Source organism: Bradyrhizobium sp. JYMT SZCCT0428, assembly GCF_018131075.1.
Taxonomy (GTDB): domain Bacteria; phylum Pseudomonadota; class Alphaproteobacteria; order Rhizobiales; family Xanthobacteraceae; genus Bradyrhizobium.
Window position 1 is genome coordinate 39867 of record NZ_JAFCLS010000039.1, and the last position, 22664, is coordinate 62530.

The 22664-nt window shown below is 62.4% G+C and carries 22 protein-coding genes; 5 read left to right on the top strand and 17 right to left on the bottom strand.

Annotated elements, in window-relative coordinates; genetic code table 11:
• Positions 1-26: 26 nt before the first annotated feature.
• On the top strand, positions 27-275 hold the full coding sequence (locus JQ575_RS31675) for a 4-oxalocrotonate tautomerase family protein (RefSeq protein WP_212037108.1): 249 nt from the start codon (positions 27-29) through the stop codon (positions 273-275).
• A 93-nt stretch (positions 276-368) separates the two neighbouring features.
• On the top strand, positions 369-1535 hold the full coding sequence (locus tag JQ575_RS31680) for a YbfB/YjiJ family MFS transporter (RefSeq protein WP_312016057.1): 1167 nt from the start codon (positions 369-371) through the stop codon (positions 1533-1535).
• 92 nt (positions 1536-1627) lie between these two features.
• Here the strand turns inward: JQ575_RS31680 and JQ575_RS31685 are convergent, their stop codons facing one another.
• Positions 1628-2005, bottom strand: coding sequence for a hypothetical protein (locus JQ575_RS31685; protein WP_212037109.1), 378 nt, complete (start codon positions 2003-2005; stop codon positions 1628-1630).
• A gap of 177 nt (positions 2006-2182) precedes the next feature.
• On the opposite strand from JQ575_RS31685, the gene JQ575_RS31690 reads away from it, so the two are divergent.
• The gene (locus JQ575_RS31690) at positions 2183-2383 is read left to right on the top strand and encodes a hypothetical protein (RefSeq protein ID WP_212037110.1); all 201 of its coding nucleotides are present in this window, start codon (positions 2183-2185) and stop codon (positions 2381-2383) included.
• Here the strand turns inward: JQ575_RS31690 and JQ575_RS31695 are convergent.
• The 12 genes from JQ575_RS31695 to JQ575_RS31750 all read right to left on the bottom strand — a co-directional run bounded on the left by JQ575_RS31695 (position 2355) and on the right by JQ575_RS31750 (position 13864).
• The gene (locus tag JQ575_RS31695) at positions 2355-2600 is read right to left on the bottom strand and encodes a hypothetical protein (RefSeq protein WP_212037111.1); all 246 of its coding nucleotides are present in this window, start codon (positions 2598-2600) and stop codon (positions 2355-2357) included. The two genes, JQ575_RS31690 and JQ575_RS31695, sit on opposite strands and share 29 nt — an antisense overlap.
• Position 2601: 1 nt before the next feature.
• Positions 2602-4158, bottom strand: a complete 1557-nt coding sequence (locus JQ575_RS31700; protein WP_212037112.1) for a C25 family cysteine peptidase — start codon at positions 4156-4158, stop codon at positions 2602-2604.
• 89 nt (positions 4159-4247) lie between these two features.
• Entirely contained in the window at positions 4248-5831 is a 1584-nt protein-coding gene (locus JQ575_RS31705; RefSeq protein ID WP_212037113.1) for a peroxidase family protein, read from the bottom strand.
• A 162-nt stretch (positions 5832-5993) separates the two neighbouring features.
• On the bottom strand, positions 5994-7265 hold the full coding sequence (locus tag JQ575_RS31710; protein ID WP_212037141.1) for an RNA polymerase sigma factor: 1272 nt from the start codon (positions 7263-7265) through the stop codon (positions 5994-5996).
• Between the two features lie 31 nt (positions 7266-7296).
• Positions 7297-7683, bottom strand: coding sequence for a YciI family protein (locus tag JQ575_RS31715; RefSeq protein WP_212037114.1), 387 nt, complete (start codon positions 7681-7683; stop codon positions 7297-7299).
• Positions 7684-7755: 72 nt separating this feature from the next.
• Positions 7756-8127 (bottom strand): YciI family protein, encoded by a 372-nt coding sequence (locus JQ575_RS31720; RefSeq protein WP_192739251.1) that lies wholly within the window; start codon positions 8125-8127, stop codon positions 7756-7758.
• Between the two features lie 170 nt (positions 8128-8297).
• Complete coding sequence (locus tag JQ575_RS31725; RefSeq protein WP_212037115.1) at positions 8298-9371, bottom strand: hypothetical protein; 1074 nt, start codon at positions 9369-9371, stop codon at positions 8298-8300.
• Positions 9372-9548: 177 nt separating this feature from the next.
• Positions 9549-10265 carry an AprI/Inh family metalloprotease inhibitor gene (locus JQ575_RS31730; protein ID WP_212037116.1) on the bottom strand — a complete coding sequence of 239 codons (717 nt, stop codon included), beginning with the start codon at positions 10263-10265 and terminating at the stop codon, positions 9549-9551.
• Positions 10265-11254 (bottom strand): 2-hydroxyacid dehydrogenase, encoded by a 990-nt coding sequence (locus tag JQ575_RS31735; protein ID WP_212037117.1) that lies wholly within the window; start codon positions 11252-11254, stop codon positions 10265-10267. Before JQ575_RS31735 ends, JQ575_RS31730 begins: the two co-directional genes overlap by 1 nt.
• Positions 11254-12042 carry an ABC transporter permease gene (locus tag JQ575_RS31740; RefSeq protein WP_192739255.1) on the bottom strand — a complete coding sequence of 263 codons (789 nt, stop codon included), beginning with the start codon at positions 12040-12042 and terminating at the stop codon, positions 11254-11256. Before JQ575_RS31740 ends, JQ575_RS31735 begins: the two co-directional genes overlap by 1 nt.
• Complete coding sequence (locus JQ575_RS31745; protein ID WP_212037118.1) at positions 12039-12839, bottom strand: ABC transporter ATP-binding protein; 801 nt, start codon at positions 12837-12839, stop codon at positions 12039-12041. Before JQ575_RS31745 ends, JQ575_RS31740 begins: the two co-directional genes overlap by 4 nt.
• Positions 12840-12844: 5 nt before the next feature.
• On the bottom strand, positions 12845-13864 hold the full coding sequence (locus JQ575_RS31750; protein ID WP_212037119.1) for an ABC transporter substrate-binding protein: 1020 nt from the start codon (positions 13862-13864) through the stop codon (positions 12845-12847).
• Between the two features lie 153 nt (positions 13865-14017).
• On the opposite strand from JQ575_RS31750, the gene JQ575_RS31755 reads away from it, so the two are divergent.
• Positions 14018-14839, top strand: coding sequence for a creatininase family protein (locus JQ575_RS31755; protein ID WP_212037120.1), 822 nt, complete (start codon positions 14018-14020; stop codon positions 14837-14839).
• A gap of 480 nt (positions 14840-15319) precedes the next feature.
• Positions 15320-17320, top strand: coding sequence for a carbohydrate porin (locus JQ575_RS31760; RefSeq protein WP_212037142.1), 2001 nt, complete (start codon positions 15320-15322; stop codon positions 17318-17320).
• 32 nt (positions 17321-17352) lie between these two features.
• Here the strand turns inward: JQ575_RS31760 and JQ575_RS31765 are convergent, their stop codons facing one another.
• The 4 genes from JQ575_RS31765 to JQ575_RS31780 form a co-directional block, all read right to left on the bottom strand.
• Complete coding sequence (locus JQ575_RS31765; RefSeq protein WP_212037121.1) at positions 17353-18660, bottom strand: hemolysin family protein; 1308 nt, start codon at positions 18658-18660, stop codon at positions 17353-17355.
• A gap of 232 nt (positions 18661-18892) precedes the next feature.
• The gene (locus JQ575_RS31770; protein WP_212037122.1) at positions 18893-20524 is read right to left on the bottom strand and encodes an FMN-binding glutamate synthase family protein; all 1632 of its coding nucleotides are present in this window, start codon (positions 20522-20524) and stop codon (positions 18893-18895) included.
• 202 nt (positions 20525-20726) lie between these two features.
• Positions 20727-21602: a patatin-like phospholipase family protein gene (locus tag JQ575_RS31775; RefSeq protein WP_212037123.1), complete on the bottom strand. Its 876-nt coding sequence runs from the start codon at positions 21600-21602 to the stop codon at positions 20727-20729.
• Positions 21603-21830: 228 nt separating this feature from the next.
• Positions 21831-22604, bottom strand: coding sequence for a ferredoxin--NADP reductase (locus JQ575_RS31780; protein WP_212037124.1), 774 nt, complete (start codon positions 22602-22604; stop codon positions 21831-21833).
• Between the last annotated feature and the right edge of the window lie 60 nt (positions 22605-22664).

The window sequence follows — 22664 nt, forward strand, 5'->3', positions numbered from 1 at the left end:
GAACAACTCCAGCAAGGACAATGAACATGCCCATCGTCACCATCCAGATCACCCGCGAAGGCACCGAAGGCGGTGCCGACGCAGCCACTAGGGAAGAAAAGGCCGCACTGATCAAGGGCGTCAGCCAGCTGCTGCTCGACGTGCTCAAGAAGCCGCTGGAATCGACCTTCGTCGTCATCGACGAAGTCGAGACCGACAACTGGGGTTGGGGCGGGCTTCCCGTGCTCGACTACCGAAAGAAGCGTGCGAGCGAGCGCGCGGGCTCCGCAGGGTAGACGACGAGTGTCCCGAGATCGCAAGTCATCGCCAACAGCGATGGCTTCGATCTCAACTCATCATTTTCCATGAGGCGTCCAGGATTCTAAGCCATGTCCATGACGAGGACGAATCTCGGTCACCCCGCCCACGCGGCAACGGCCGAACATCGCAATGAGGGCGGTCCGGTGTGGCTGTCCGCAATGGCGGGTCTTTGCGCATCGCTGGTCGGGCTTGGACTGGCCCGCTTTGCCTATACGCCGCTGATCCCGGCCTTGATATCGGCGAAATGGTTCAGCCCGGCGGAAGCGGTTTATCTCGGAGCAGCCAATCTCGCGGGCTATCTGGCCGGCGCGCTGATCGCACGCGAACTCGGAAGCCGCGCAGGCTCCGTTCGCGCATTGCGCGCGATGATGGTGCTGGCCTCGCTCTCGGCCTTTGCCTGTGCCATGCCGATCTCGTTCATCTGGTTCTTTGGCTGGCGGTTTCTGGCCGGCCTGAGCGGTGGCGTGATCATGGTTCTGGCGGCGTCAACCATCCTGCCGCACGTCGCACCGGGCAAGAGAGGTCTTGTCGGCGGGGTCATCTTCGCCGGTGTGGGCCTTGGTGTGGCGGCTTCCGGCACGCTCGTTCCGCTGTTGCTGCAGCAAGGCGTCAAGCAGAGCTGGTATGGCCTCGGCGTTTTGTCGGCGCTGCTGACGCTGGTGAGCTGGAAGGCCTGGCCATCAGATAATTCGGCGGCCGACCGCGCTTCGAGCGGCCATGTCCCGGTACGCGGCAAGAAGCTGGCCGTCGTCCGCGTGCTGAGCGCAGAATATGGCCTCAACGCTTTGGCGCTTGTGCCCCACATGGTCTTTCTGGTCGACTTCGTCGCGCGCGGGCTCGGCCAGGGAATTTCAACCGGCTCGCATTACTGGGTGCTGTACGGTATCGGCGCCACCATCGGTCCGCTGCTGACGGGCCATCTTGCTGACCGCACCGGGTTTGGCCCAGCGCTACGCGTGGCATTCGTGATCGAGGCGATCGCTATCCTGCTGCCGGCGCTGAGTTCGGCTCCGGCAGCCCTGATCGTTTCGAGCGTCATCGTCGGAGGTTTTACGCCCGGCATCGTGCCGCTCGTGCTCGGCCGCATTCACGAGCTCATTCCTCACGACCCGAACGGCCAGCGCGCGGTCTGGGCGCAAGCCACCACGACATTCGCGGTGTTTCAGGCGATCGCGGCCTATGGGCTTTCGTATCTGTTCGAACATACCGCGGACATTACACGACCCTGTTCGTGATCGGTGCGGGCGCGGTCACCGTCTCGCTGGCGATCGATCTCGTTACCGCGTTGACGGTCGGGCGGGAACGGTGACCGACCGAAAGCTTCCATTCACAACCTGATCCAGCGCTGCACCGCCTCGGCCGTATCGGCCGGCGTGGTGTTGAAGCAGATCCGGACATGCGGCACGTGGATCAGGATGAGATTGATGATCTTCTCGAACGGCAGCAGGCGTTCCGCGGGCTCGCGCAGGCCGGCGCCGATCACGACGCAGTCCAGATGTCTCGATTTGAGCGCGGCAACGGTCATCGCCTCGGCGGTCTCATTGGGATCGATCAGACAGCTCTCCGCGTCGTAGCCGAGCGCGCGCAGTATTTCGATCTGCGCCTCGATGAAATTCCTGACGAGTTCGGGTGTCAGCCCCGGAAAGGCGCTGAAATCCACAAAGGAAGGCTCGATGCCGATCGCGAGCACGGTCTTTTCCGCCATGCGTTGGTTCCATATCGGGTGAAGCGCTCGCTGACCAAACGCATGGATCCTCGCGCCGGTTCCAAATCCCGCTTTGATATGACACTTCGACTGACGCCGAAGCATTGATGTCGTGGTCCGAACTAGGATGAATGTCAGTCGCCGGTAGCGGCGCTGGATGCTTCACAGGAGAACAACATGGCAGCAATCGACAACGCCAACCAAAGCCTGGTCGTCACCGCGTTCTGGGCGGTCAGTCCGGGCGAGGAAGCGGCGGTCGCGAATCTACTGAAAGATTTCCTGCCGCAGGGGCAGGCCTGGCCAGGGCCCGCTATCCATGCGTGGAACGGACCTGCCGCGGGCCGCAGGGCTATTTATTCAGGTGCCAGTCTTGCATGATCAGGGTCTGGTCAATCTTAAATGCTTTGGTGGTGATCGAGGAACCCACGAGAGCGTCCAAACTGTTGTCCCCATACGCCGGTCCCCCGCGCTGCCGCAGCACATAGGTCGCACCGTCCTCTGCTTTCAGAACGACGGTCTCGCGCTCGCTCTTCGATCCGGCGTCGACACGCTCCCGCACCACCTGGCCAGAGAGTTCGACCTGTTTAGGCTCCATACTACCGGCTTTCGCATTCTTCGACGGCGATGATGCCGCTCCCCAATATATGACCGACAATGATCTCATACGAGGGGAATTGTTCGCCCGAAACAGCCTTCGGGCCGTCCTTTTTCTTCGTGGCAATCACCACGCGCCGCTCGTTCTCCATCGTCTTGCCGGTGCTCCTGAACTGTGCGCCTCCGGTCACGGACAGGACATCGGGCGGATCGTTATAGCCTTTGCCGGCAGCGATATCACGAAATCTGTCGAGCACCTCCAATCCTTCCTTTGGATCGATCTTCTTCCCTGGCATCGAGGCCGACGACGCGATTGTCTTTCCCTCGGTTGCGAGCGCGATCCGCCGGAATTTGCGCTGGCTCGCCGCGTCCACGGCCAGCTCTGCCGGGGCTGCTGCAACAAGGCCCGATACCGACTTCCGTGCAGGCTCTGCATCGAGCACGGGATGCAAGGAAGGATCCCCATAAAGCACGAACTGCGCCAGGGTTTTGAGATTGACGGGGCTGGCCATGGTCTGGGTCTGCACAAAGCGTTGCCGGGCCTGCAACATCGCGCGGCCGGTCGAGGCGCCCGCCAGGATCTCCTCGAGAAAATATTGCGTCATCAGGTCCGCTTGCGCGTTCGATTTGGGCGGACCGTAGGAAATGTTGGTCGAACCCAGGAAGGCCGCGGCTCCCTTTCCGAGATAGGTCATGCAAATTGGCGGATGATGCCCGAACGTTCGATAGTTATAGAGCTGCGCTCCATAACAGCACTCCGCAGCCACCACCGTCCCGGCCGTCACACCCTGAGCTTGGAGAAGCTGGCTCTCCATGGCGGTCGATAACGCGCCGGCGCTCTCGCCGTAGAATCGTGAATCCGTGGTCGCCCCATGACAATTGATGAAATGAACCAGATGGGCGAGCGATGGATCGATCGCGGGATGACCATGCGCCGGCGCCAGAAACAGCGACGTGTGATCGCCAAAAAGGGACGACAGGCTGAGTTGGGTCGATTGCTGCCAGACTTCGGTGCTGATCGAGAAATAGCGGGAGTAATCGGCGCCCGACCGGCCGGTGTGCCGGATGCTGTGATCGATCAGTTCGATCAGTCGCTGAGGATCGGTCTCGCTCAATGCTGCGGGCAGACGGCCCACCACACGCATCACGCCGAGATAGGCCTGCGCCTTCTTGCCGAAGGCGGCGGCGCATGCGTACGGCAAATCGCTTGCGATCGATGGATCGGCGTCGGTGATGCCGGCGACTGGATTCAGCGTGATATGCGGAACCACGTCCGGACCATCCAGCAGCAGGATATAATCCGGGGTCTCGCGGACGTAGATCGCGTCGACCGCTTGCTTGGCGCCGCGCTCGTCGCTGGCGTTGATGACTGCATTTCCGTTCACCGCCGCCATTTGAGCCGCATCGTCGATCTCAAAGACCACGGAGGTCAGACCTCGCGCCGCGTCAGCCGCAATCAGGCGCTCAATGGTCTGTCGGACCGAAGCGGCGCCGGCGACGCCATACTTGGCAACGACGGCGGCGCGGTTGGTAATGATCGCCTTGTCAATTTCCGGCATTCGTATCGCCCCTTGCTCTCAACAGGCGCGGCTGCAGCCGAGCAGCCGCGCGCATCAACACCTCCACCGCTCAGAGCGACGGCGGCCTGCTACTGTGCAAGCGGAGCCATCATGGGATCCTGGCCGATCTTGATAAGGCCTTTGAGCGTGAACTCGCCGGTCGCCAACTCTTCCTTGGTCGGCGGGGAAGCGATCACGCTGTCGGTCGCAAACTTAGCGAGATTAAAAAGGGTCTCGGCCACAATACGGCTGCCAACAGGGCCCAGATGCTGGCCGTCAGGTCCGCCTGGTTTCGGGGCGCCTGCCTCAGCGAGGATATAGAACCATAACGGGGTCCTCTCGAAGAGGCCCGCCGCTTCGATCGTCGCGCTCAGTCCGGACGGAGTTGCGCTCTTGATCACGTCGCGCGAGAGCGGCGGAACGCCCATGCGGTTGGCGACCGCCTGCCCGGTCGGCAGCCCCAGCAGATAGCCGCGAAGCAGGTTCCGCGCCGCGAGTTTTCCCATCAGGGTAGCAATCGGGTTGCCCTGGACGTCGCGCAAACTGCCGAGTTCTGGGGTCAGGTTGGCGTCGATCCGGCGCGCCGGATTGATCGATGCCTTGTTGGCGTCGGTGCCGAAGAAGCGCGGCCACTCGATGATCCAATTATCCGGCAATGTCGGAAACTCCCCGTCCTGCCCGGGACCCGGTTGCAGATCGCCGGACAGCGCCGTGAAGGTGAAGAGGAAGTTGAAGGTTGCCGGGATTCCATCGGGATTGAAGGTCGAGTTGTGCGAGTAATCGGCCCGGATCATCGAATGCCCAAACCGATATGCAGCGGTGGAGAATTCAAGCGGCATGAACAGGTCTTTGGCGCTTGCCACTTTCCAGAGCTTTGGTCCGTTGTCGAGGACGTCCTTGACGACGGTTGGGTCGCAGACGCGTGGCAGGAAATCTTGCAGTACCGCCCATTGATAACGACGCCGGATCATGGTTTTTGCCGACGCGCCGTCCGCGCCCCGCTGCATCAGTTCGTTGTGTGAGCGCAATATCCCGACATGCAATTGGGCGACCAGCAGGTTCTCGTCGTTGCGCGGATCGCCGATCAGCGCCTGGCGATCCAGATCCTTTTCGTCATCCGTGACCGGATTTGGGATAAGTGGCCGCCGCGGCAGGTCGTGCTTCTTGCTCGCGGTGCGGATCGTGCCAAACGGCGCCGGCGATACGTCGCCAAGCTCCATCTCGCCGTTCTCTTGCGTGGCATCCTGCGCCAACCCGCCGTAAACACTGTCGAGGTCGAGGATCGCCGTGCGGGCGTTGCTAACCCTGGCGATCGCGTCGCCCTGCGAAAGAGGGATGAAGGTCGATGCCTCGATGATGTCGGACACGCCCGGCGCCTGGATCGCCGGATCGAAAACTGTCTTGGTGATGTCGTGATCGATGAACTGCCCGAAATAGGTATAGGCGGCGGGAATCTGGCTCTGCTCGTTCGACGGGTCCTCCGCCATCGCGAATCCCAGCTTGGACAGTGCATCGATGGTGATCGGACCTTCCGGCAGTCGGTTGGCAGGATCGCCGGCGAGATCACCGAACATAAATCCAACGGTGGGTTTCACCGGCGCACCTGGCAGCGCCTTGGGCAGGGACTTCGCTTCTAAGGATGAGATTGGTTCGCCATGATAACGCGCGCGCATTCGTGCTCTCCCTGAAAGTCATTAGGTAATAATAACAATTAATAGTTGCGACTTCCAGAGGTTGCGTCAAGCAGATTATGCCCGCAGCGGCTAAATACCGCCTCTCCGGATGGAATTCCATTCCGGACCTTCGGAGATGCGATTTGCGCGCCCGTTTCGGAGTCAGGACGCCGCTGTTACGCCCGCTTTCGCGGCGCGCCGCTTCAACAATTCCTGCTCGCGCTTGTTGCCGGCGAGACTGGCAGCCGCCTCGAACGCGGCGCGCGCTTCCTCGAAGCGGCCGAGCTTGTGCAGGAGATCGCCGCGAACGCTTCCCAGCAGATGATAGGCCTTCAGCGCGGGCTCGTGCGCGAGACGGTCCACGATCACGAGCGCTGCCGCCGGTCCCTCGGCCATGCCGACCGCAACGGCGCGGTTGAGTTCGATGATGGGCGAGCGCACCAGAGCCGCCAGTTCAGCGTAAAGCTCCGCAATGCGCGGCCAGGGTGTCTCATCGGGCGTCGATGCCTGAACGTGGCAGGCGATAATCGCCGCCTGCAGGGCATAGAAACCGGCGGCGCCGCCGAGTTCGTGCGCCCGCGCCAGTGCCGACATGCCGCGGCGGATCTGGAGCTGGTCCCACAGTCCGCGGTTCTGGTCCATCAGCAGGATCGGATCGCCGGCTTGATCGGTGCGCGCGGCGATGCGCGAGGCATTCAATTCCATCAGCGCCAGCAGGCCGTGCGCCTCGGACTCCTGCGGTGCGATCGAGGTCAGCACACGGCCCATGCGCAGCGCATCGTTGCAGAGCTGCGGCCGCAGCCATTCGTCGCCGCGGGCTGCCGTATAGCCCTCGTTGAAGATGAGGTAGACGACCTCAAGCACGGAAGCGAGCCTTTCGGAAAGCTCCTCGCCGCGCGGGGTCTCGTAAGCGAGACCTGATTCCGAAAGCGTCCGCTTTGCCCGCACGATCCTTTGAGCAATGGTCGCCTCCGGCAGCAGGAAGGCGCGTGCGATCTCGTCGGTGGTCAGGCCGCAGATCATCCGCAGCGCCAGCGCGGCGCGGGCTTCGCGCGACAGACGCGGATGGCAGGCGGTGAAGATCAGCCGCAGCAATTCGTCGCCGATATCGTCGTCGAGCGCGCTGTCGAAATCGGGCATGGCCTGCTGTTCCTGCTCCATGTCCCGCGCCACGATCTCGTGCTTGCGGGTGAGCATCTGGCGGCGGCGCAGCTGATCCAGCGCCCGCCTTTTGGCGATCGCCATCAGCCAGGCGCCGGGCTTTTCCGGAACGCCCGTCACCGGCCAATGCTCGATCGCCGCCAGCAGCGCTTCCTGCGTCAGGTCTTCGGCCAGCGGCACGTCGCGCAGCATCCGCGACAGGCTGGTGAGCAGCCGCGGCTGCTCGATGCGCCAGACGGCGACGACGGTGCGATGGATGTCGGCGGCGGTCATCGCCGCCGACGGTGCTTGCATGGTGTGGGATTCAAGAGGCGGCCCGCGCGCTGACCGAGCAGGCCGCCTCCCAATCCGCCGTCACAAAAGCGCGGACTTCGCACGTGCCCTCCCAACCCGGCATGTAATCGCGGTGAACCTGCATGAACTCGACCGCCTTCTCGATCGCCTCCTGCTTGTCGCGGAGTTCGAAGATCGCATAGCCGCCGATCACTTCCTTGGCTTCGACGAACGGCCCGTCGACGACACCAAGCCTGCCATCCGTGATCCGTACCTGCGCGCCCAACGTCCTAGGTTGTAGCGCACCGCTGGTGACCATGCGGCCGGCCTTGATTTCGCGTTCGGCAAGCTTGTGCACGGCCGCCATCAATTCGGGCGTCGGCGGTGTGGGGTGGACAACGATATACATGAAGCGCATGTGAAGAGCTCCCTTGTGAGTTAGCCACCGCTATCGCTGGTTAGCGGCGGCCGGGATGGCGAACGGCGATGATCAGGAACACTCGCCCGGCGCGCCGTCGAAGAACGCGCGAATCTCGCACGTCCCTTCCCAGCCCGGCATGTGATCGACGTGGAGCTGCATGAATTCCTTCGCCAGCGCCACCGCCTCTTCCTTGCTGCGCAGTTCTGATATCGCGTAGCCGCCGATCACTTCCTTGGCCTCCACAAACGGGCCATCGACGACGCTGAGCTTGCCGTCGGTGATGCGCACCTGCGCGCCCATCGCCAGCGGCATCAACCCGCCGGTGTCCAGCATGCGGCCGGCCTTGATTTCCCTGTCGGCGAGCTTGTTCATCGCCTCCATCATTGCTGCCGGCGGCTCTGCGGGCGGATGGGACGACATGACGATCGACATGAAGCGCATGAAAAACTCCTGTTTGAGGCGAGCCGCAGGCACCCAGCCCGCGGAACTGTCCCGCTATTCAAGACGACGAACGGGATTGCCGGGAATCGACAGGGGTTTTGAGAATTTTTCGAGAGGGCCAATGGACGCGGCGATCCCAGATCAGCGCGGACTCGGCAGTAATATCGGCCTCATCCAGCGCAAAACAGGCGGTTTCGATCCGCGCCGCCGCGCAAATAGGTCGTCAACGCCAATATTTCCGGTTCGGCCAGATCCTGGCGCAATGGGACGCCGGGGAATTCCCGCGCCATCATGGCCTTTGCCGCCTCGGGCTGCTCGCCCTTGACCACCACGGTGAGATATCTTGCAACCGCCTTGACCTCGCGCCGCTCCTGAACGGTCCTGGGCTGCGGCAGCTTTGCCAGCGATCCGGTCATCAGGTCCTCAAGCGCGACCCCGGCAAGCCGACGCTGGGCGGGATCGGGATCATCGGCCATTGGGCGGTTCGCGTAGGTCAGTGCGGTCAAGTAGTAGTGCGCAGCCGCGATGTAGTCGCGGACCGCGGGCAGCATCGGCTTGTCATTGCGCAGCGGCATCAACCTGACGTCTCCGCCGGTGGCGGAAGCGAGATAGCAGCGCCAATGCTGCAGGGCGGAGAGGTTGGACACCATGATGCCCGCGCGCAGCCGGCGCAATTTCTCGGGCGCTATCTTGACGAAGGCGCGTGGCTCCTCGCCTGCGGCCCGACGCAACAAAAGCATGCCGTCGTCCACATCCACCCGACCCTCGACCATCCAGGCACTTGTTGCGCTCACGCTGCGCGCGCGGATGATCGGATCGCCACGCGGCGAGTCAATTCGGTTCGCCGCTGTACTGATTTCGCTGAGCAGGAGTTTGTTGCCGGGCTCAAAAGTCTGTCCGTTGCTGGTGGCGCGGGTCGAACCTGAAAGCGTGAGCCGTCCGGTGGCAATCAGCGGAGCATCGCTGCAGAGATTTTCCTTGGCGCAATAGCCGGGATCGATACCGTAAAATCCCATCATGCGGTTCTCGAACCGCCCGTCGCCCTCAATGATGACAAGCTCCTCCATCGGCACGATGGTGCCGTCCCGCCACAGCGGCGGAAAGGCGATGTTGTCGACCGCGATCCACCAGCCTGCTAGCTGGGGCGGAACCGATGACTGCGCCGAAGCCGATCCAGCGGCCATCAAAACCAGCAGCGTAGTGGGCGCCATCAACATGCGCCTGACATAGCCAAAGAGCGACATGACTGATCCCTACGGTTCCCGGCCCGCCGCGGTTCAGCTTCCACACGATCGAACCGCGTGCGCGGGACCTGGCGACACCAATTGGTGATCGCTGTGGCATAGTGGTTCGAAGAAAGGCGGCGACAGCGAAAAGGTTCCGCCGGACCCTCCTGTCGTCGGGGTCGGCGCCGATGGTGCCTACTGTCCCCGGATCATGATCAGGGGATCGGCGCTGTCGGGCACCCGTCGCCATTGCGCATTGTCGTCGGCCTCGAACTGCCAGGTCTGGCCGCTGGCCGACAGCAATATCATCCGGCCGTGATCAAGCCGCCACTGGTTGGGCGCGAACGCCGCCACCGCAGGATCGCAGCGCGGCTTCAAAAATACCTGGAAATTATCGCCTGTCGCCTCGGTGTTGGTGAGCGTCAGGCCGCAGATCGCCTTGCCATTGCCGCGCACCATCGACCAGTCGCCGATCATCTGGTCCATCGATTTGGCGAGCGAGCGGGCGGCCGCGAGATTCTGCAGGATGTAGACACCTTCGCCGGTCCGCAGCCCTTCGAAAATGCCGCTCTCGACTTCGGTGAAATCGATCACCGGCTGGCCGGCGGCATCCTGCATCCGCACGATGTCGCCGAGGCCCTTGATACTCCAGGCGGTGATATCCTTGGTGAAGGGCAGCGCCGCCGCGCAGCTCGGCTCAAGTTCGAGCTTCAGGCCCTGCGGTGTCGCATCGCTCTTGAGCGTAACGACGCAGGTCTTGCTGCGCTCGGTGGTCGCAAGCTCCCACTGGCCGACCATGTCTTTCTGCAGGCTCGGAGCCGCCTGCGACCACGCAGGCGACCCTGGGGCAAGCAGAACGGCGAGCAGCGCTGATAGCACCGCAACCGCGACACCTGGGCGGCCAGCTTGCATCAGCGCCCCTTCACCGGCGTTTCCGGCACGGGCGTCAGTGGCGCCTTGCCGGCAAACCAGTTCTTGATGTTATCGACCACGAGCTGATCCATGGCATTGCGCGTTACCACCGAGGCTGAGCCGATATGTGGCAGCAACACGACATTTTGCATCGCCTTCAGTTCATCCGGCACGCTCGGCTCTTTGGCGAACACGTCGAGCCCCGCCGCCAGGATCGTTCCCGACTTCAGCGCCGCGACCAGCGCCTCTTCGTCGACCACCGAGCCGCGCGCCACGTTGATCAATACACCGCGCGGCCCAAGCGCCTTGAGGACGTCGGCATTGATCATCTTCGCGGTAGCGGCGCCGCCGGGCACGATCACGATCAGCGTGTCGACCGCCTTCGCCATCTCCATCAGGTCGCCATAGTGCTTGTAGGAGACGGCCGATGACGGATTGCGCGAATGATAGGAGACCGGCACCAGCGAAGCCTCCAGCCGGCGGCCGATCGCCTGGCCGATGCGACCCATGCCGACGATGCCAACCTTGCGGTCGCGCAGCGACCCGACGCTGAGCGGATAATTCTGCGTCTGCCACAGGCCCGAGCGCAGATAGCGATCGGCCTTGACGAATTCGCGCAAGGTCGAGATCAACAGCCCCATCGCGACGTCAGCGACCTCTTCGGTCAGCACGTCGGGCGTGTTGGTGACGACCACATTGTGTTCGCGCGAATAGTTGCAATCGACATGGTCGTAGCCGACGCCGAAGCTGGCGATAATCTCGAGCTTGGGAAAATGCGACAACGCCTTGGCGTCGGCCGGCACCGAATGATAGGTCACCGCCATGCCGCGGGTCTTGGCCAGCACGTCGGGCGTCAACCGTTCGAGATCCGCCCGGCTCTCCGCCTTGTGCAGTACATATTGGTCGGAAAAGCCGTTTTCGAGGATCGGCCTGATTGGCCCATAGACCAGCAAATCGATCTTTTCGGACGAAATATTCCCGGCAGCCATCAGTTTTCCTTTCGAAGCGCGCTTTCATGCCAGCGCCGCAGTACCAGATGCGAAATTAGCGCCAGCAGGCCATAGATGACAATCCCGGCGACGGAGAGCAACAGCAGAGCGGCGAACATTCGGGGAATGTTGAGACGGTAGCCGGACTCGGCAATACGGAACGCAAGGCCCGAGCCTGCGCCCGCCGTCCCGGCCGCGATTTCGGCGACCACTGCGCCAATCAGAGATAATCCGCCTGCGATCCGCAATCCACCGAGAATATAGGGTAATGCTGCCGGCAATTTCAAATACCGCAGCGTCTGCAGCCGTGACGCGCCATAGAGGCTGAACAGGCCGGCCAGATTGCGGTCCACCGAATTGAGCCCGAGCGTGGTGTTGGACAGCACCGGAAAGAAGGCGACGATCCATGCGCAAACGATCACCGCGGTTTGTTGCTGCAAATAGATCAGCAGCAATGGCGCGATCGCGATCACAGGCGTGACCTGCAGGATCACCGCATAGGGAAACAGCGAATATTCCAGCCATTTCGATTGATTGAACAACAGCGCCAGCGCGACGCCGCCGATGGCGGCGGCGATGAAGCCTTCCAGCGTGGTCAGCAAGGTGACGCCGAGGGATTCCGACAGCACCGGCCAGTCCGCGACCAGCGTCTGGAACACGGCTGACGGCCCCGGCAGCACATAGGGCTGGATATCGTTGACGCGCACCACCAGTTCCCACAACGCGATGCCGGCGGCGAGCACCACGACGGGTAGCAAAAAGCGAACAAAATCCCGTGAAGAACTCATGCGCTTGTTAGCTCCGAATAGGAGGGCACCAGCGCTTGTGAGACCTCGCGGCAATAGGCGGCATAGGAAGCCGACATCCGGAAGTCCTCGACCCGCGGCTCCGGCGTGTCGATGCGAAATTCGGCGCTGACGCGCCCCGGCCGTGACGACATCACGACCACGCGCTGCGACAGATACACCGACTCGAACACCGAATGGGTGACGAAGATGACCGTCATATTCAGCTTGCGCCACAGCTCCAGGAGATCGTTGTTGAGACGAAAGCGCGTGATCTCGTCGAGTGCGGCGAACGGCTCGTCCATCAGCAGGATATCCGGACGGGTGACCAGCGCTCGCGCCAGCGACACCCGCATCTTCATGCCGCCGGACAATTCGCGCGGGTATGCAGTGGCGAACTCCGACAGGGCCACCTGCGCCAGCGCCTCGCTGATCCGCCTGTCCGCTTCCGTCGCCGGCATGCCCGCGAGCTTCAGCGGCAGCCGGACATTGTCCTGCACGCTGGCCCACGGCATCAGGGTCGGCTCCTGAAACACAAAGCCGATGGCATGACCCGCGCGGGTTTCGTTCGCGCGGCGAGAAACGCCGACCACACCTGAACTCGGCGTGGTCAGTCCCGCAATCAGCCGCAAGGCGGTGGATTTGCCGCAGCCGGAGGGGCCGAGCAAGGAGACGAATTCGCCACGCCTGACGTCGAGGTCGAGCGGTCCAAGCGCGGCCACGCCATTGTCATAGACCTTGGTAACGGCACCAAGGCGCACCGCCATCGCATCGGCTTCAGACAAAGCGGGACCGGCCATCACGCCTAGTTCTTCGGCCGCAGATTGAGGCCGACGCCCTTGTTGATGAACCGCAGCGTATAGGCCTGGCGATAGTCGATATCGCGGCGAACCACGCCGGCGCGCACCATCTTGTCGAAGAAGCTGGCGACGCGCGCGTCGGTCATGGCGCCGATGCCGTCCTTCAGCGTTTCGCCGGAATCGACGATGCCGTATTCCTTCATCTTGGCCGTGGAATATTTCAAGAGTTCATCGGTCATTTCCGGATTGAGCTTCTTGATCATGGCATTGCCCGGCGTGTTGTCGCCGTACAGATAATTGTACCAGCCGATCATGGACGCATCGACGAAGCGCTGCACCAGGTCGGGCTTCTTGTCGACGATCTCGGTGCGGGTCTCGATCAGGGTCGAATAGGCGTTGAAGCCGTAATCGGCCAGCAGCACGACGTTCGGCTTGAAGCCGGCGGCCTTTTCGACCGCGTACGGCTCGGAGGTGACATATCCCTGCATCGCGCTTTGCTTGTTCACGATGAAAGGCTGCGAATTGAAGGTGTAGGGTTTGACCTTGCTCTCGCTAAACCCATACTCGGACTTCAACCACTGGAAATAGCTCGCGACGCCTTCCTTCGACACCAGCAGCGTCAGCGGTTTGAGATCCTCCAGTTTGCCGATCTTGAATTCCGGATGGGTCAGGAAGACCTGCGGATCCTTCTGGAAGATGGCGGCGACCGCCACCAGCGGCACCTTGTTGGTCACAGCATCGAAGGATTGCAGCGTGTTCGCGCTCATGAAGAAGTCGAGCTTGCCGGCGATCAGCAGCATGCGGTTGTTGCTGTTGGGGCCGCCCGGCACGATGGTGACATCAAGCCCATAATTCTTGTAGGTGCCGTCGGCGACCGCCTGGAAGAAGCCGCCATGCTCGGCTTCGGCGACCCAGTTGGTTCCAAACGAGACCTTATCGAGGGTCTGCCCGCGCGCGGGCACCAGCGCGGCCACCAGCGCCAATAGGGCTGCGGTTAACGTTCGCGGCAAAAAGGCCGGGTTCATGGTTGGACTCCGTCGATCATTCTGGCCCATGATAAGGAGGTAATGGACGTGGATCACGCCCCGGGAACGGGAGATGGTCCCCAGGGACGAAGATCGTCCCGGGAATGACTAACAAACTACTCTGCAAATTCATTCAAAGAAACGCTTGGCTCGATGACTTCGTCTGTTCCGCCCCGCAACTGGACCGACATCCACTGGCCCGAGATCGCAGCCAGCGGCCCCGAGCGCTGGATCGCGGTGCTGCCGCTGGCGGCAACCGAACAGCACGGCCCGCATTTGCCTGTCGGTACCGACGTCATGATCGGCGAGGCCTATCTGGCGCGGGTCCGCGAGTTGCTGCCGGCGAGCGTTCCGGTCACGTTCCTGCCCGTGCAGCCGGTCGGGATTTCCACCGAACATATCGACTATCCGGGCACGCTGACGCTGCCCACTGAAGTCGCGCTGAAGAGCTGGATGGCGCTCGGCGAAAGCGTCGCGCGCGCCGGTGTCAGGAAGCTCGTGATGGTGACGAGCCATGGCGGCAACAGCGCGGCGATGACGCTGGTCGCGCAGGATTTGCGCGCACAACATGGACTGCTCGTGGTCACCACCAGCTGGTCGCGGTTCGGCGTCCCGGACGGACTTTTCTCGGCGGAAGAACTGCGCCACGGCATCCATGGCGGCGCGATCGAAACCTCGATCATGCTGGCGCGATATCCGCAAGCCGTGCGCCAGGATGCGATTATCGATTTTCACCCCAGCAGCATCGCGATGGAAAAGGATCACCGCTGGCTGTCGGCACATCGGCCCGTGCCATTCGCCTGGCAGGCGCAGGACCTGCACGGCAGCGGCGCCGTCGGGGACGCTACCCAGGCCTCCGCGGAGAAGGGCGAAAAGCTACTCGATCACGGCGCCCGCGCGTTCTGCGAATTGCTTGACGAGGTCGATAAATTCGACGTGAAGCGGCTGGCGAGTGGGCCCGATTACATCCTCTAAGCAACTGTTTTGACTGCCGAATAATCTCCAAACCGGATTCACCAATCTTCGTTCGAACCGGAATCGGGATGGCCCCGTCCAACTGGGTGCGGACCACGATGACCGCCTCACGGTTGCTCTCGTGGTTCCCTGTCCGGCATGGCGCCTCATCCACCCTGTGCCGAACCGACCCGCCCGGTTGTCCCCCCCGGGCGGGTCATTTTTTTGGACCAACCATCCCTGCGCCATCGCTGTTGCAAAACCGTCATGTAGCAATGCCATCCAAAGACGGACTCGATCGCTATATTGTTGCAAATTAATTGCAACTGGGATTGGGGCGTATAGTGCGTTTTCCCGATCTGGCCTTGAGGGGGCGAATCGGGAAGAAGCCGACCGGGGGCGGCGGGGTTGATGACTTCATTTCTTGGGTGGCGGCAGGCGTTCAAATCTGCAGTGATGGTGCGAGACCGCAGCCCGCTTCGCGCGGGAACAGGCCGCATCATGGGTTCGTACCGCCATTCCCTGCAGCATGTTTTGGCTGGCGCCGCCGTCGGTGCCATGACGCTCGCCAGTCCCGTCCTGGCGGCCGATATGTCTCTCAAGGCGCCCGCGCTCAAGGCTGTCTACAGCTGGACCGGTTTCTATGTGGGCGGCCATGTCGGTTACGGCGCCGGCAGCCTTGGCCCGGGCACCAACACCGAGCCCTTGCAGGGCGTGTTCCTACCCCACAGCGTGACTGGACTGACCGGCGGCTACCAGGCCGGCTACAACCGCCAGCTGGCCAACAAGGTCGTGCTCGGTATCGAGGCTGACGTTTCGTTCGGCAGCCCGGTGGACATTCCGCGGCTCGCGCCGGCTCCGTTCAACAGCACCATCGATTACATCGCAACCGCGCGCGGCCGGGTCGGCTACGCGATGGGAACGTGGATGCCTTACGTCACGGGCGGCATCGCTTGGGGAAGCACCCATGTCAACCTCAACGACCTCGGAGTAATCATCCCGCCGAAGCGGTACCTCACGCATGTCGGCTGGACCGCCGGGCTGGGCATCGAGGTCGCCGTCGGCGGCAACTGGACCGCCAAGGCCGAATACGACTACGTCGATCTGGCGCGGCGGACCTATGACCTGACCGATGTCGGATTGCCGCGCGTCAACGTCGATCCCAACATACACTTGTTCAAGCTCGGACTGAATTACCGGCTGTGGGAGACGCCGCCCTGGGCAGGCCCCGCATTGGTCGATGGACGCACCGCGCTTGCCGAGCCGAAAAACTGGAACGTACACGGGCAGACCACGGTTATCGCGCAAGCCTATCCGCGCATGCGCTCGCCCTATGAGGGCACCAACAGTCTTCCGGGCGGCGGCCAGGGGCGCGAGACATGGACTGCGGATGTGTTTCTCGGCTGGCGGCTGTGGCAGGGCGGCGAGTTCTATTTCAACCCCGAACTGGCGCAGGGTTTTGGCCTCAACAGCACGCTGGGACTTGCCGGCTTCCCCAACGGCGAAGCGCAGAAGGGCGGCGCGCCCTATCCGAAATATCGCCCGCAGCGCTACGTCTTTCGCCAAACCTTCGGCCTCGGCGGCGAGCAGGAAGATGTCGCCGACGGTCCGATGCAACTCGCGGGCAAGCGCGACATCGACCGCGTCACGGTCACGGTCGGCCGTTTTGCGGTCGGCGACTATTTCGACGGCAATTCCTACGCCAAGGATCCCCGCGTCGATTTCATGAACTGGGCAATGTGGTCGGCCGCGGCTTACGACTTCCCTGCCGACCTGCCCGGCTTCACCCGCGGCGCGGTGGTCGAACTCAACCGCAAGGACTGGGCGATCCGCGGCGGCCTGTTCCAGGTCCCCAACGCGCCCAACAGCGACGTCCTCGTGTTCAAGTCCGGCGGTGCGGTGGTGGAGTTCGAGGAGCGTCATACGATCTTCGATCAGCCCGGCAAGCTCAGGCTCGGCATTTTCGGCAACCGCGGCAACACCGGCAGCTACCGAAACGCGCTGGGGATATCAGCGGCGGACCCAACGCTTGATATCAACGACGTCATCGTCGGCATAAGGCGCGAAAACACCAAGTACGGATTCTACATCAACGCTGAACAGCAGATCATCAGGGATGTCGGGATGTTCGCCCGCGCGAGCTGGAACGACGGGCGCAACGAAATCCTGTCCTTCACCGATGTGGATCGCAGCGTCTCCGCCGGATTGTCCGTCAAGGGCAGCTATTGGGGCCGGCCGAGCGATACGTTCGGCATCGGCGGCGCCGTCAATGGACTTTCATCTGACCATCGCGACTTCCTGGCGGCGGGCGGCCTCGGCCTCCTGATCGGCGACGGCCGGCTCAACTACCGCAATGAACGCATCTTCGAGACCTACTACGCGTTCGCGATCGACAAGAATTTCACCTTCACCGCCGACTATCAGCTGATCGCAAACCCCGCCTATAATGGCGACCGTGGCCCGGTCTCGATCTTCTCGGGCCGTTTGCACGGGGAGTTCTGACCCTCGGCGTCAGAAAACTCGGCATCGCGCCATCACGCCTGCTCGTCGGCGGCCCCATCGTCGATTCGTGTCGCCAATGTCTTGTCGATACGCCGGCCGTCGAGATCGACGATCTCGAAGCGCCAGCCCTGCGCCTCCACGTGATCACCGACGCCAGGTATCGCGCCGAACTGCTGGAGCAGGAAGCCGGCCATGGTTTGATACTGCCGCGACGACGGCAGGACGATTTGGAGCAAATTCGCAAATTCGACCGCAGGCATCCAGCCCGAGATCAGGTACGAGCCATCCTCTCGCTTCACCACGGCCGCTTCGGGCGGTCCCTCTTCGGTATGAAAACCACCGACGATCGATTCGAGAATATCGGCACTGGTTACCACGCCCTGGAAGACGCCGTATTCGTCATGCACCAGCCCCATATGCACGGGGGAGTCGCGCAGCACCGCGACGACATCCCGCGCATCGAGGAATTCGGGAATGATCGGCGCATCCCTGACTAGCTTCCGAATGTCCGGTGCCTCCCCCGACAAATAGCTGTCCAGCATGTCCTTGGCCTGGACAATGCCGAGCGCCGCGTCCGGATCCCCGTCGAACACCACAAAACGGGAGTGGTTGCGGCCGGCGAGCGCCGCGAAAATGACATCGGGCGGATCAGACAGATTGATCATGCTGACTTCCGGGCGGGGCGTCATGACGGCGCCGACCGGAAGATCGCCGAGACGCATGACGCCCGCGATCATTTCCTTTTCGCCGGGCTCGAGCACGCCGGCGTTCTCGGCCTCGACCACAAGGGTGCGGATTTCGTCCTCGCTGACCTTTTCTTCGGCTTCACCGCGGTGGCCGAGCAGCCACAACAGCCCCTTGCCCGAGCGATCCAGCAGCCACACCAGGGGTGACGAAATCTTCGAGAGCAGCATCATGTAGGGCGCCACGCGCACCGCCACCGATTCCGGGTCGCGCAAGGCGATTTGCTTGGGCACCAGTTCGCCAATGATCAATGAGGCGTAGGTGATGACGCTCACCACGACGCCGACGCCGATCGCGTCAGCCACGCCTTGCGACAATCCGCATTCGACCAGCAGGTTGGTCAGGCGCTGGCCCAGCGTGGCGCCGGAAATCGCACCTGACAGCACGCCGATCAGCGTGATCCCGATCTGCACTGTCGACAGGAACTTGCCGGGATCAGACGCCAGCGCGAGTGCACGGCGGGAACCCGTGACGTTCTTTTCGACCAGCGCGGCGAGCCGTGCCGGCCGCGACGAGACAATGGCAAGCTCCGACATTGAAAGCAGGCCATTGGTGATGATCAGGACCGTCACGATCCCGAGTTCCAGGTAAAGCATTGTCTCCCTTTTACGGGTGGTCATTTCAGAGAGAGAGGCTTTATCAGAGCAACAGGCCTGCGGCGAGTTATCTGTCGTCCCGAAACCAATCTCCGTCGTCGTCCCTGCGAACGCAGGGACCCATAACCACAGGCGGTTGCTGCTGAAAGAAGGTGTGTTGAGCTCCGTCGCTCAACCGTTGGGCCGCGGCGCATGGGTCCCTGCGTTCGCAGGGACGACGCGAGTAGTATCCTCATCCCACCGGCTGGAACGAATCCGCCCGGGCCATATCCCAGGCGTCGCGGAAGCGCGGATCGCTGGTGCCGTCGATCAGCTCACCCGGGCGTAGCGACGGATAAAGTTTCGCGAACGTCAATGTGTCGTTGGTGGAGGATCGCTGCGAGAAGTGGATCGGCCGCAACTGCTGCGGATGGTCGAGGCCGGCGGCGGCGAGAAGCTCGGACAGGGCGTGCAGGGTGGCGTGATGGTAGCTGTAGACCCGCTCGCTCTTGAGCGGCACCACCAACGCGCGGGCGCGGAGCGGGTCCTGGGTGGTCACCCCCGTCGGACAACGGTCGGTATGGCAGCTCAGCGACTGGATGCAGCCCAGCGCGAACATGAAGCCGCGCGCCGAATTGCACCAATCGGCGCCGATTGCCATCGCGCGCGCCATGTCGAAGGCGGTCGCAATCTTGCCGGCGGCACCGATGCGGATGCGGTCGCGCGCATTGATGCCGACCAGCGCATTATGGACGAAATTGACACCCTCGCGCATCGGCATGCCCAGATGGTCCATGAATTCCAGCGGTGCTGCGCCGGTGCCGCCTTCATTGCCGTCGACCACGATGAAATCAGGGTAGATCCCGGTCTGCAGCATCGCCTTGCAGATGGCCAGGAACTCCCAGGGATGGCCGATGCACAGCTTGAAGCCCGCAGGCTTGCCACCGGACAACCGCCGCATCTCACCGATGAAGGTCATCATTTCGAGCGGCGTCGAAAACGCGCGGTGAGTGGCCGGCGAGATGCAGTCTTCACCCATCGGCACGCCCCGGATCTTCGAAATCTCTTCCGAGACCTTGGCCGCCGGCAACACGCCGCCGTGTCCGGGCTTGGCGCCCTGGCTGATCTTGAGTTCGACCATCTTGATCTGGTCGTCGGAAGCAATGCGCGCGAACAATTCGGGATTGAAGCTGCCGTCGCGGTTGCGGCAACCGAAATAGCCGGATCCGATTTCCCAGATGATGTCGCCGCCGTTCTCGCGGTGGTAGGGACTGACGCCGCCCTCGCCGGTGTCATGCGCGAAGTCACCTTTCCTGGCGCCCGCATTCAACGCGCGTACGGCATTTGGACTAAGCGCGCCAAAACTCATCGCCGAAATATTGAACACCGAGGCCGAATACGGCTTTGCGCAATCCGGACCGCCGATGGTCACGCGAAACTGCTCGACGGCGCGAGCCTTCGGCGCCATCGAATGGTGCATCCATTCATAACCGTCGCGATAGACGTCTTCCTGGGTGCCGAACGGCCGCTTGTCGAGCTGCATCTTGGCGCGCTGATAGACCAGCGCGCGGGTATCGCGGGAGAACGGCATGCCGTCCTTCTCGCTCTCGAAGAAATACTGCCGCATCTCCGGCCGGATCTCTTCCAGCAGGAAACGGATATGCGCGGAGATCGGATAATTCCGCAGCACCGCGTGGCTCTCTTGCGTGAGGTCGCGAATGCCGAGAAGGGTAAGCCCGCCGAAGATCACGATCGGGATCAGCAATATTTCCCACACCTTCAAATTATGATCGAAGATGCCGATGCCGATCAGCAGTGCCGTGACGACCGCGCAGATCGTCAGCACGATGTAGCGTGGCGAGAACGGCATCAATAGCGTTTCCATGACATCCCCTCAGCCGGAATATTCTTGCGGAATTGTTCTTGTCCGCCAGCAGCTTAATCCAACCATTGGAGTAAGCGCCATACGATATACGGTCTAGCCGTCGCGGACGTGACAGGGGATCGCAAAAAGATTTGCCGAAACCGGCGGTGCTTGAATCAATTGATCGAAAGCTGCTTTTGCAGTGCAGCGTAACCGTGGTGCCTCAGTGGCTGTGCAGCCGCATTTCCCCGGGAATCTTGCCCTGCTGCAGGCCATGGTGGGCCAGCCATGCATCTGTCGTGGCAATCGCGCGGTCGATGTGGTCGGCGGTGCGCGAAAAATCGTAAGGTGACCCCACCAGCGGGCATAGCGGCGGCACCACGAAATATTCGATGCCGGGGTCGAGGCCCTCCAGCTCAATGACCAATTGTCGCGCGATCAGCAGCGTCAGCGCGTGCAGCGCGTTGGCGACCGCGCCGACGGGAGGTGCCTGCGTGGCGCAGGCGTGCCCGGTCGGCAGGATGATCAGCCGCTTGGCGCCTTTCTGAACCGCGACCTGGATCGGCGTGTTGCTGGAGATCGCACCATCGGCGAGATAATAATTCTTGTAGGGGATCGGCGCGAAAGCGCCGGGGATCGCGGTCGAAGCAACGATCGCCTCCGAGGTCGAGCCTTCCGACAGCACAACGCTGTCGCCGGAAATGATGTCGGTGGTGACGATATGCACCGGCACCTTGGCGTCCTGCAGATTGCGATAGGGAATGTGGTCGTCGATCAGCTTGCGGATGCCGTCGTGGGAAATCAGGAAATCGCGGCGCCACAGAAAACCCAGCACTGTGCGCCAATTCATCGGAAACACGTCATGCCGCGTCAATCCGCGCCAGATGTCGCCGAGCCGCTCCACGCCCTTGAGAGTGGGATCGCCGGCATAGAAGGCGCCGTTGAGGGCGCCGACACTGGAGCCGACCACCATATCGGCGGAAATTCCGTGGGCGGCGAGCGAATGCAACATGCCGACCTGGATGGCGCCAAAACTGCCGCCGCCGGCGAACACAAAGGCGGTCTTCACCGTGCCTATCTGATCGCGTACCGACAACATTTGGCTCCCTGATCGCCGCGTCGGCACAGGCCGCATGGCGTTGGGAGGGTTATAGCAGTGGGGGAATGGGGTGGGCTACTGCCCCTATGTCGTCCCGGCCAAGCGCAGCGCGAGCCGGGACCCATAACCACTGGACGACGTTTCTGCGCGGGCTGGCGCCACAGCGCAGCGTAACATCAGATATCGGTGGTTATGGGTCCCCGCGTTCGCGGGGACGACAACCGAGACTCAGCGTTCCACAAACGCCTTCTCGATCACGAAGTGACCGGGCTGGCTGTGACTGCCTTCGAGGAAGTCGCGGCTCTCGAACAGCTGGCGCAGTTCTTCCAGCATGCCGGGGCTGCCGCACATCATGATGCGGTCGGTCGCGATATCCAGCGGCGGCTGGTGGATGTCGTTGAACAGCTGCTCCGAGGTGATCAGGTCGGTGATGCGGCCGCGGTTGCGGAACGGCTCGCGGGTCACGGTCGGATAATACAGCAGCTTCTCGGACAATAGCGGTCCGAACAATTCGTCATCGCGCAGCTTCGCGACCAGCTCCTCGCCATAAGCGAGTTCGGAAACCTGCCGGCAGCCATGAACCAGCACGATGGTTTCATAGCGCTCATAGACATCGGGATCCTTGATCAGGCTGGCGAACGGCGCGAGCCCGGTGCCGGTCGACAGCAGCAGCAGGCGCTTGCCCGGAATCAGGTTGTCGGTGATCAGCGTTCCCGTCGCCTTGCGGCCGACCAGGATGGTGTCGCCTTCACGGATCTTCTGCAGCTTCGAGGTCAGCGGCCCGTCCGCGACCTTGATCGAGAAGAACTCGAGTTCCTCCTCGTGATTGGCGCTCGCCATGCTGTAGGCGCGCAGCAGCGGCCGGCCCTCGACCTCGAGGCCGATCATCGCGAACTGCCCATTCTGGAAACGGAAGCCGGAATCGCGGGTGGCGGTGAAGCTGAAAAGCGTATCGGTCCAATGACGGACAGAAAGAACTTTCTCTCTATAGAACGCGCTCATGTGTTTTCGTTTTTCCTGACGTCTTGGTGTAGAACAATTCAGTTTCTTGCCGGGTTTTCG

Bases quoted from the DNA above. Each gene is read 5' to 3' on its own strand.
- JQ575_RS31675 (WP_212037108.1), top strand. From the start codon at position 27: ATGCCCATCGTCACCATCCAGATCACCCGCGAAGGCACCGAAGGCGGT.
- JQ575_RS31680 (WP_312016057.1), top strand. From the start codon at position 369: ATGTCCATGACGAGGACGAATCTCGGTCACCCCGCCCACGCGGCAACG.
- JQ575_RS31685 (WP_212037109.1), bottom strand. From the start codon at position 2,005: ATGGCGGAAAAGACCGTGCTCGCGATCGGCATCGAGCCTTCCTTTGTG.
- JQ575_RS31690 (WP_212037110.1), top strand. From the start codon at position 2,183: ATGGCAGCAATCGACAACGCCAACCAAAGCCTGGTCGTCACCGCGTTC.
- JQ575_RS31695 (WP_212037111.1), bottom strand. From the start codon at position 2,600: ATGGAGCCTAAACAGGTCGAACTCTCTGGCCAGGTGGTGCGGGAGCGT.
- JQ575_RS31700 (WP_212037112.1), bottom strand. From the start codon at position 4,158: ATGCCGGAAATTGACAAGGCGATCATTACCAACCGCGCCGCCGTCGTT.
- JQ575_RS31705 (WP_212037113.1), bottom strand. From the start codon at position 5,831: ATGCGCGCGCGTTATCATGGCGAACCAATCTCATCCTTAGAAGCGAAG.
- JQ575_RS31710 (WP_212037141.1), bottom strand. From the start codon at position 7,265: ATGACCGCCGCCGACATCCATCGCACCGTCGTCGCCGTCTGGCGCATC.
- JQ575_RS31715 (WP_212037114.1), bottom strand. From the start codon at position 7,683: ATGCGCTTCATGTATATCGTTGTCCACCCCACACCGCCGACGCCCGAA.
- JQ575_RS31720 (WP_192739251.1), bottom strand. From the start codon at position 8,127: ATGCGCTTCATGTCGATCGTCATGTCGTCCCATCCGCCCGCAGAGCCG.
- JQ575_RS31725 (WP_212037115.1), bottom strand. From the start codon at position 9,371: ATGTCGCTCTTTGGCTATGTCAGGCGCATGTTGATGGCGCCCACTACG.
- JQ575_RS31730 (WP_212037116.1), bottom strand. From the start codon at position 10,265: ATGCAAGCTGGCCGCCCAGGTGTCGCGGTTGCGGTGCTATCAGCGCTG.
- JQ575_RS31735 (WP_212037117.1), bottom strand. From the start codon at position 11,254: ATGGCTGCCGGGAATATTTCGTCCGAAAAGATCGATTTGCTGGTCTAT.
- JQ575_RS31740 (WP_192739255.1), bottom strand. From the start codon at position 12,042: ATGAGTTCTTCACGGGATTTTGTTCGCTTTTTGCTACCCGTCGTGGTG.
- JQ575_RS31745 (WP_212037118.1), bottom strand. From the start codon at position 12,839: ATGGCCGGTCCCGCTTTGTCTGAAGCCGATGCGATGGCGGTGCGCCTT.
- JQ575_RS31750 (WP_212037119.1), bottom strand. From the start codon at position 13,864: ATGAACCCGGCCTTTTTGCCGCGAACGTTAACCGCAGCCCTATTGGCG.
- JQ575_RS31755 (WP_212037120.1), top strand. From the start codon at position 14,018: ATGACTTCGTCTGTTCCGCCCCGCAACTGGACCGACATCCACTGGCCC.
- JQ575_RS31760 (WP_212037142.1), top strand. From the start codon at position 15,320: ATGGGTTCGTACCGCCATTCCCTGCAGCATGTTTTGGCTGGCGCCGCC.
- JQ575_RS31765 (WP_212037121.1), bottom strand. From the start codon at position 18,660: ATGCTTTACCTGGAACTCGGGATCGTGACGGTCCTGATCATCACCAAT.
- JQ575_RS31770 (WP_212037122.1), bottom strand. From the start codon at position 20,524: ATGGAAACGCTATTGATGCCGTTCTCGCCACGCTACATCGTGCTGACG.
- JQ575_RS31775 (WP_212037123.1), bottom strand. From the start codon at position 21,602: ATGTTGTCGGTACGCGATCAGATAGGCACGGTGAAGACCGCCTTTGTG.
- JQ575_RS31780 (WP_212037124.1), bottom strand. From the start codon at position 22,604: ATGAGCGCGTTCTATAGAGAGAAAGTTCTTTCTGTCCGTCATTGGACC.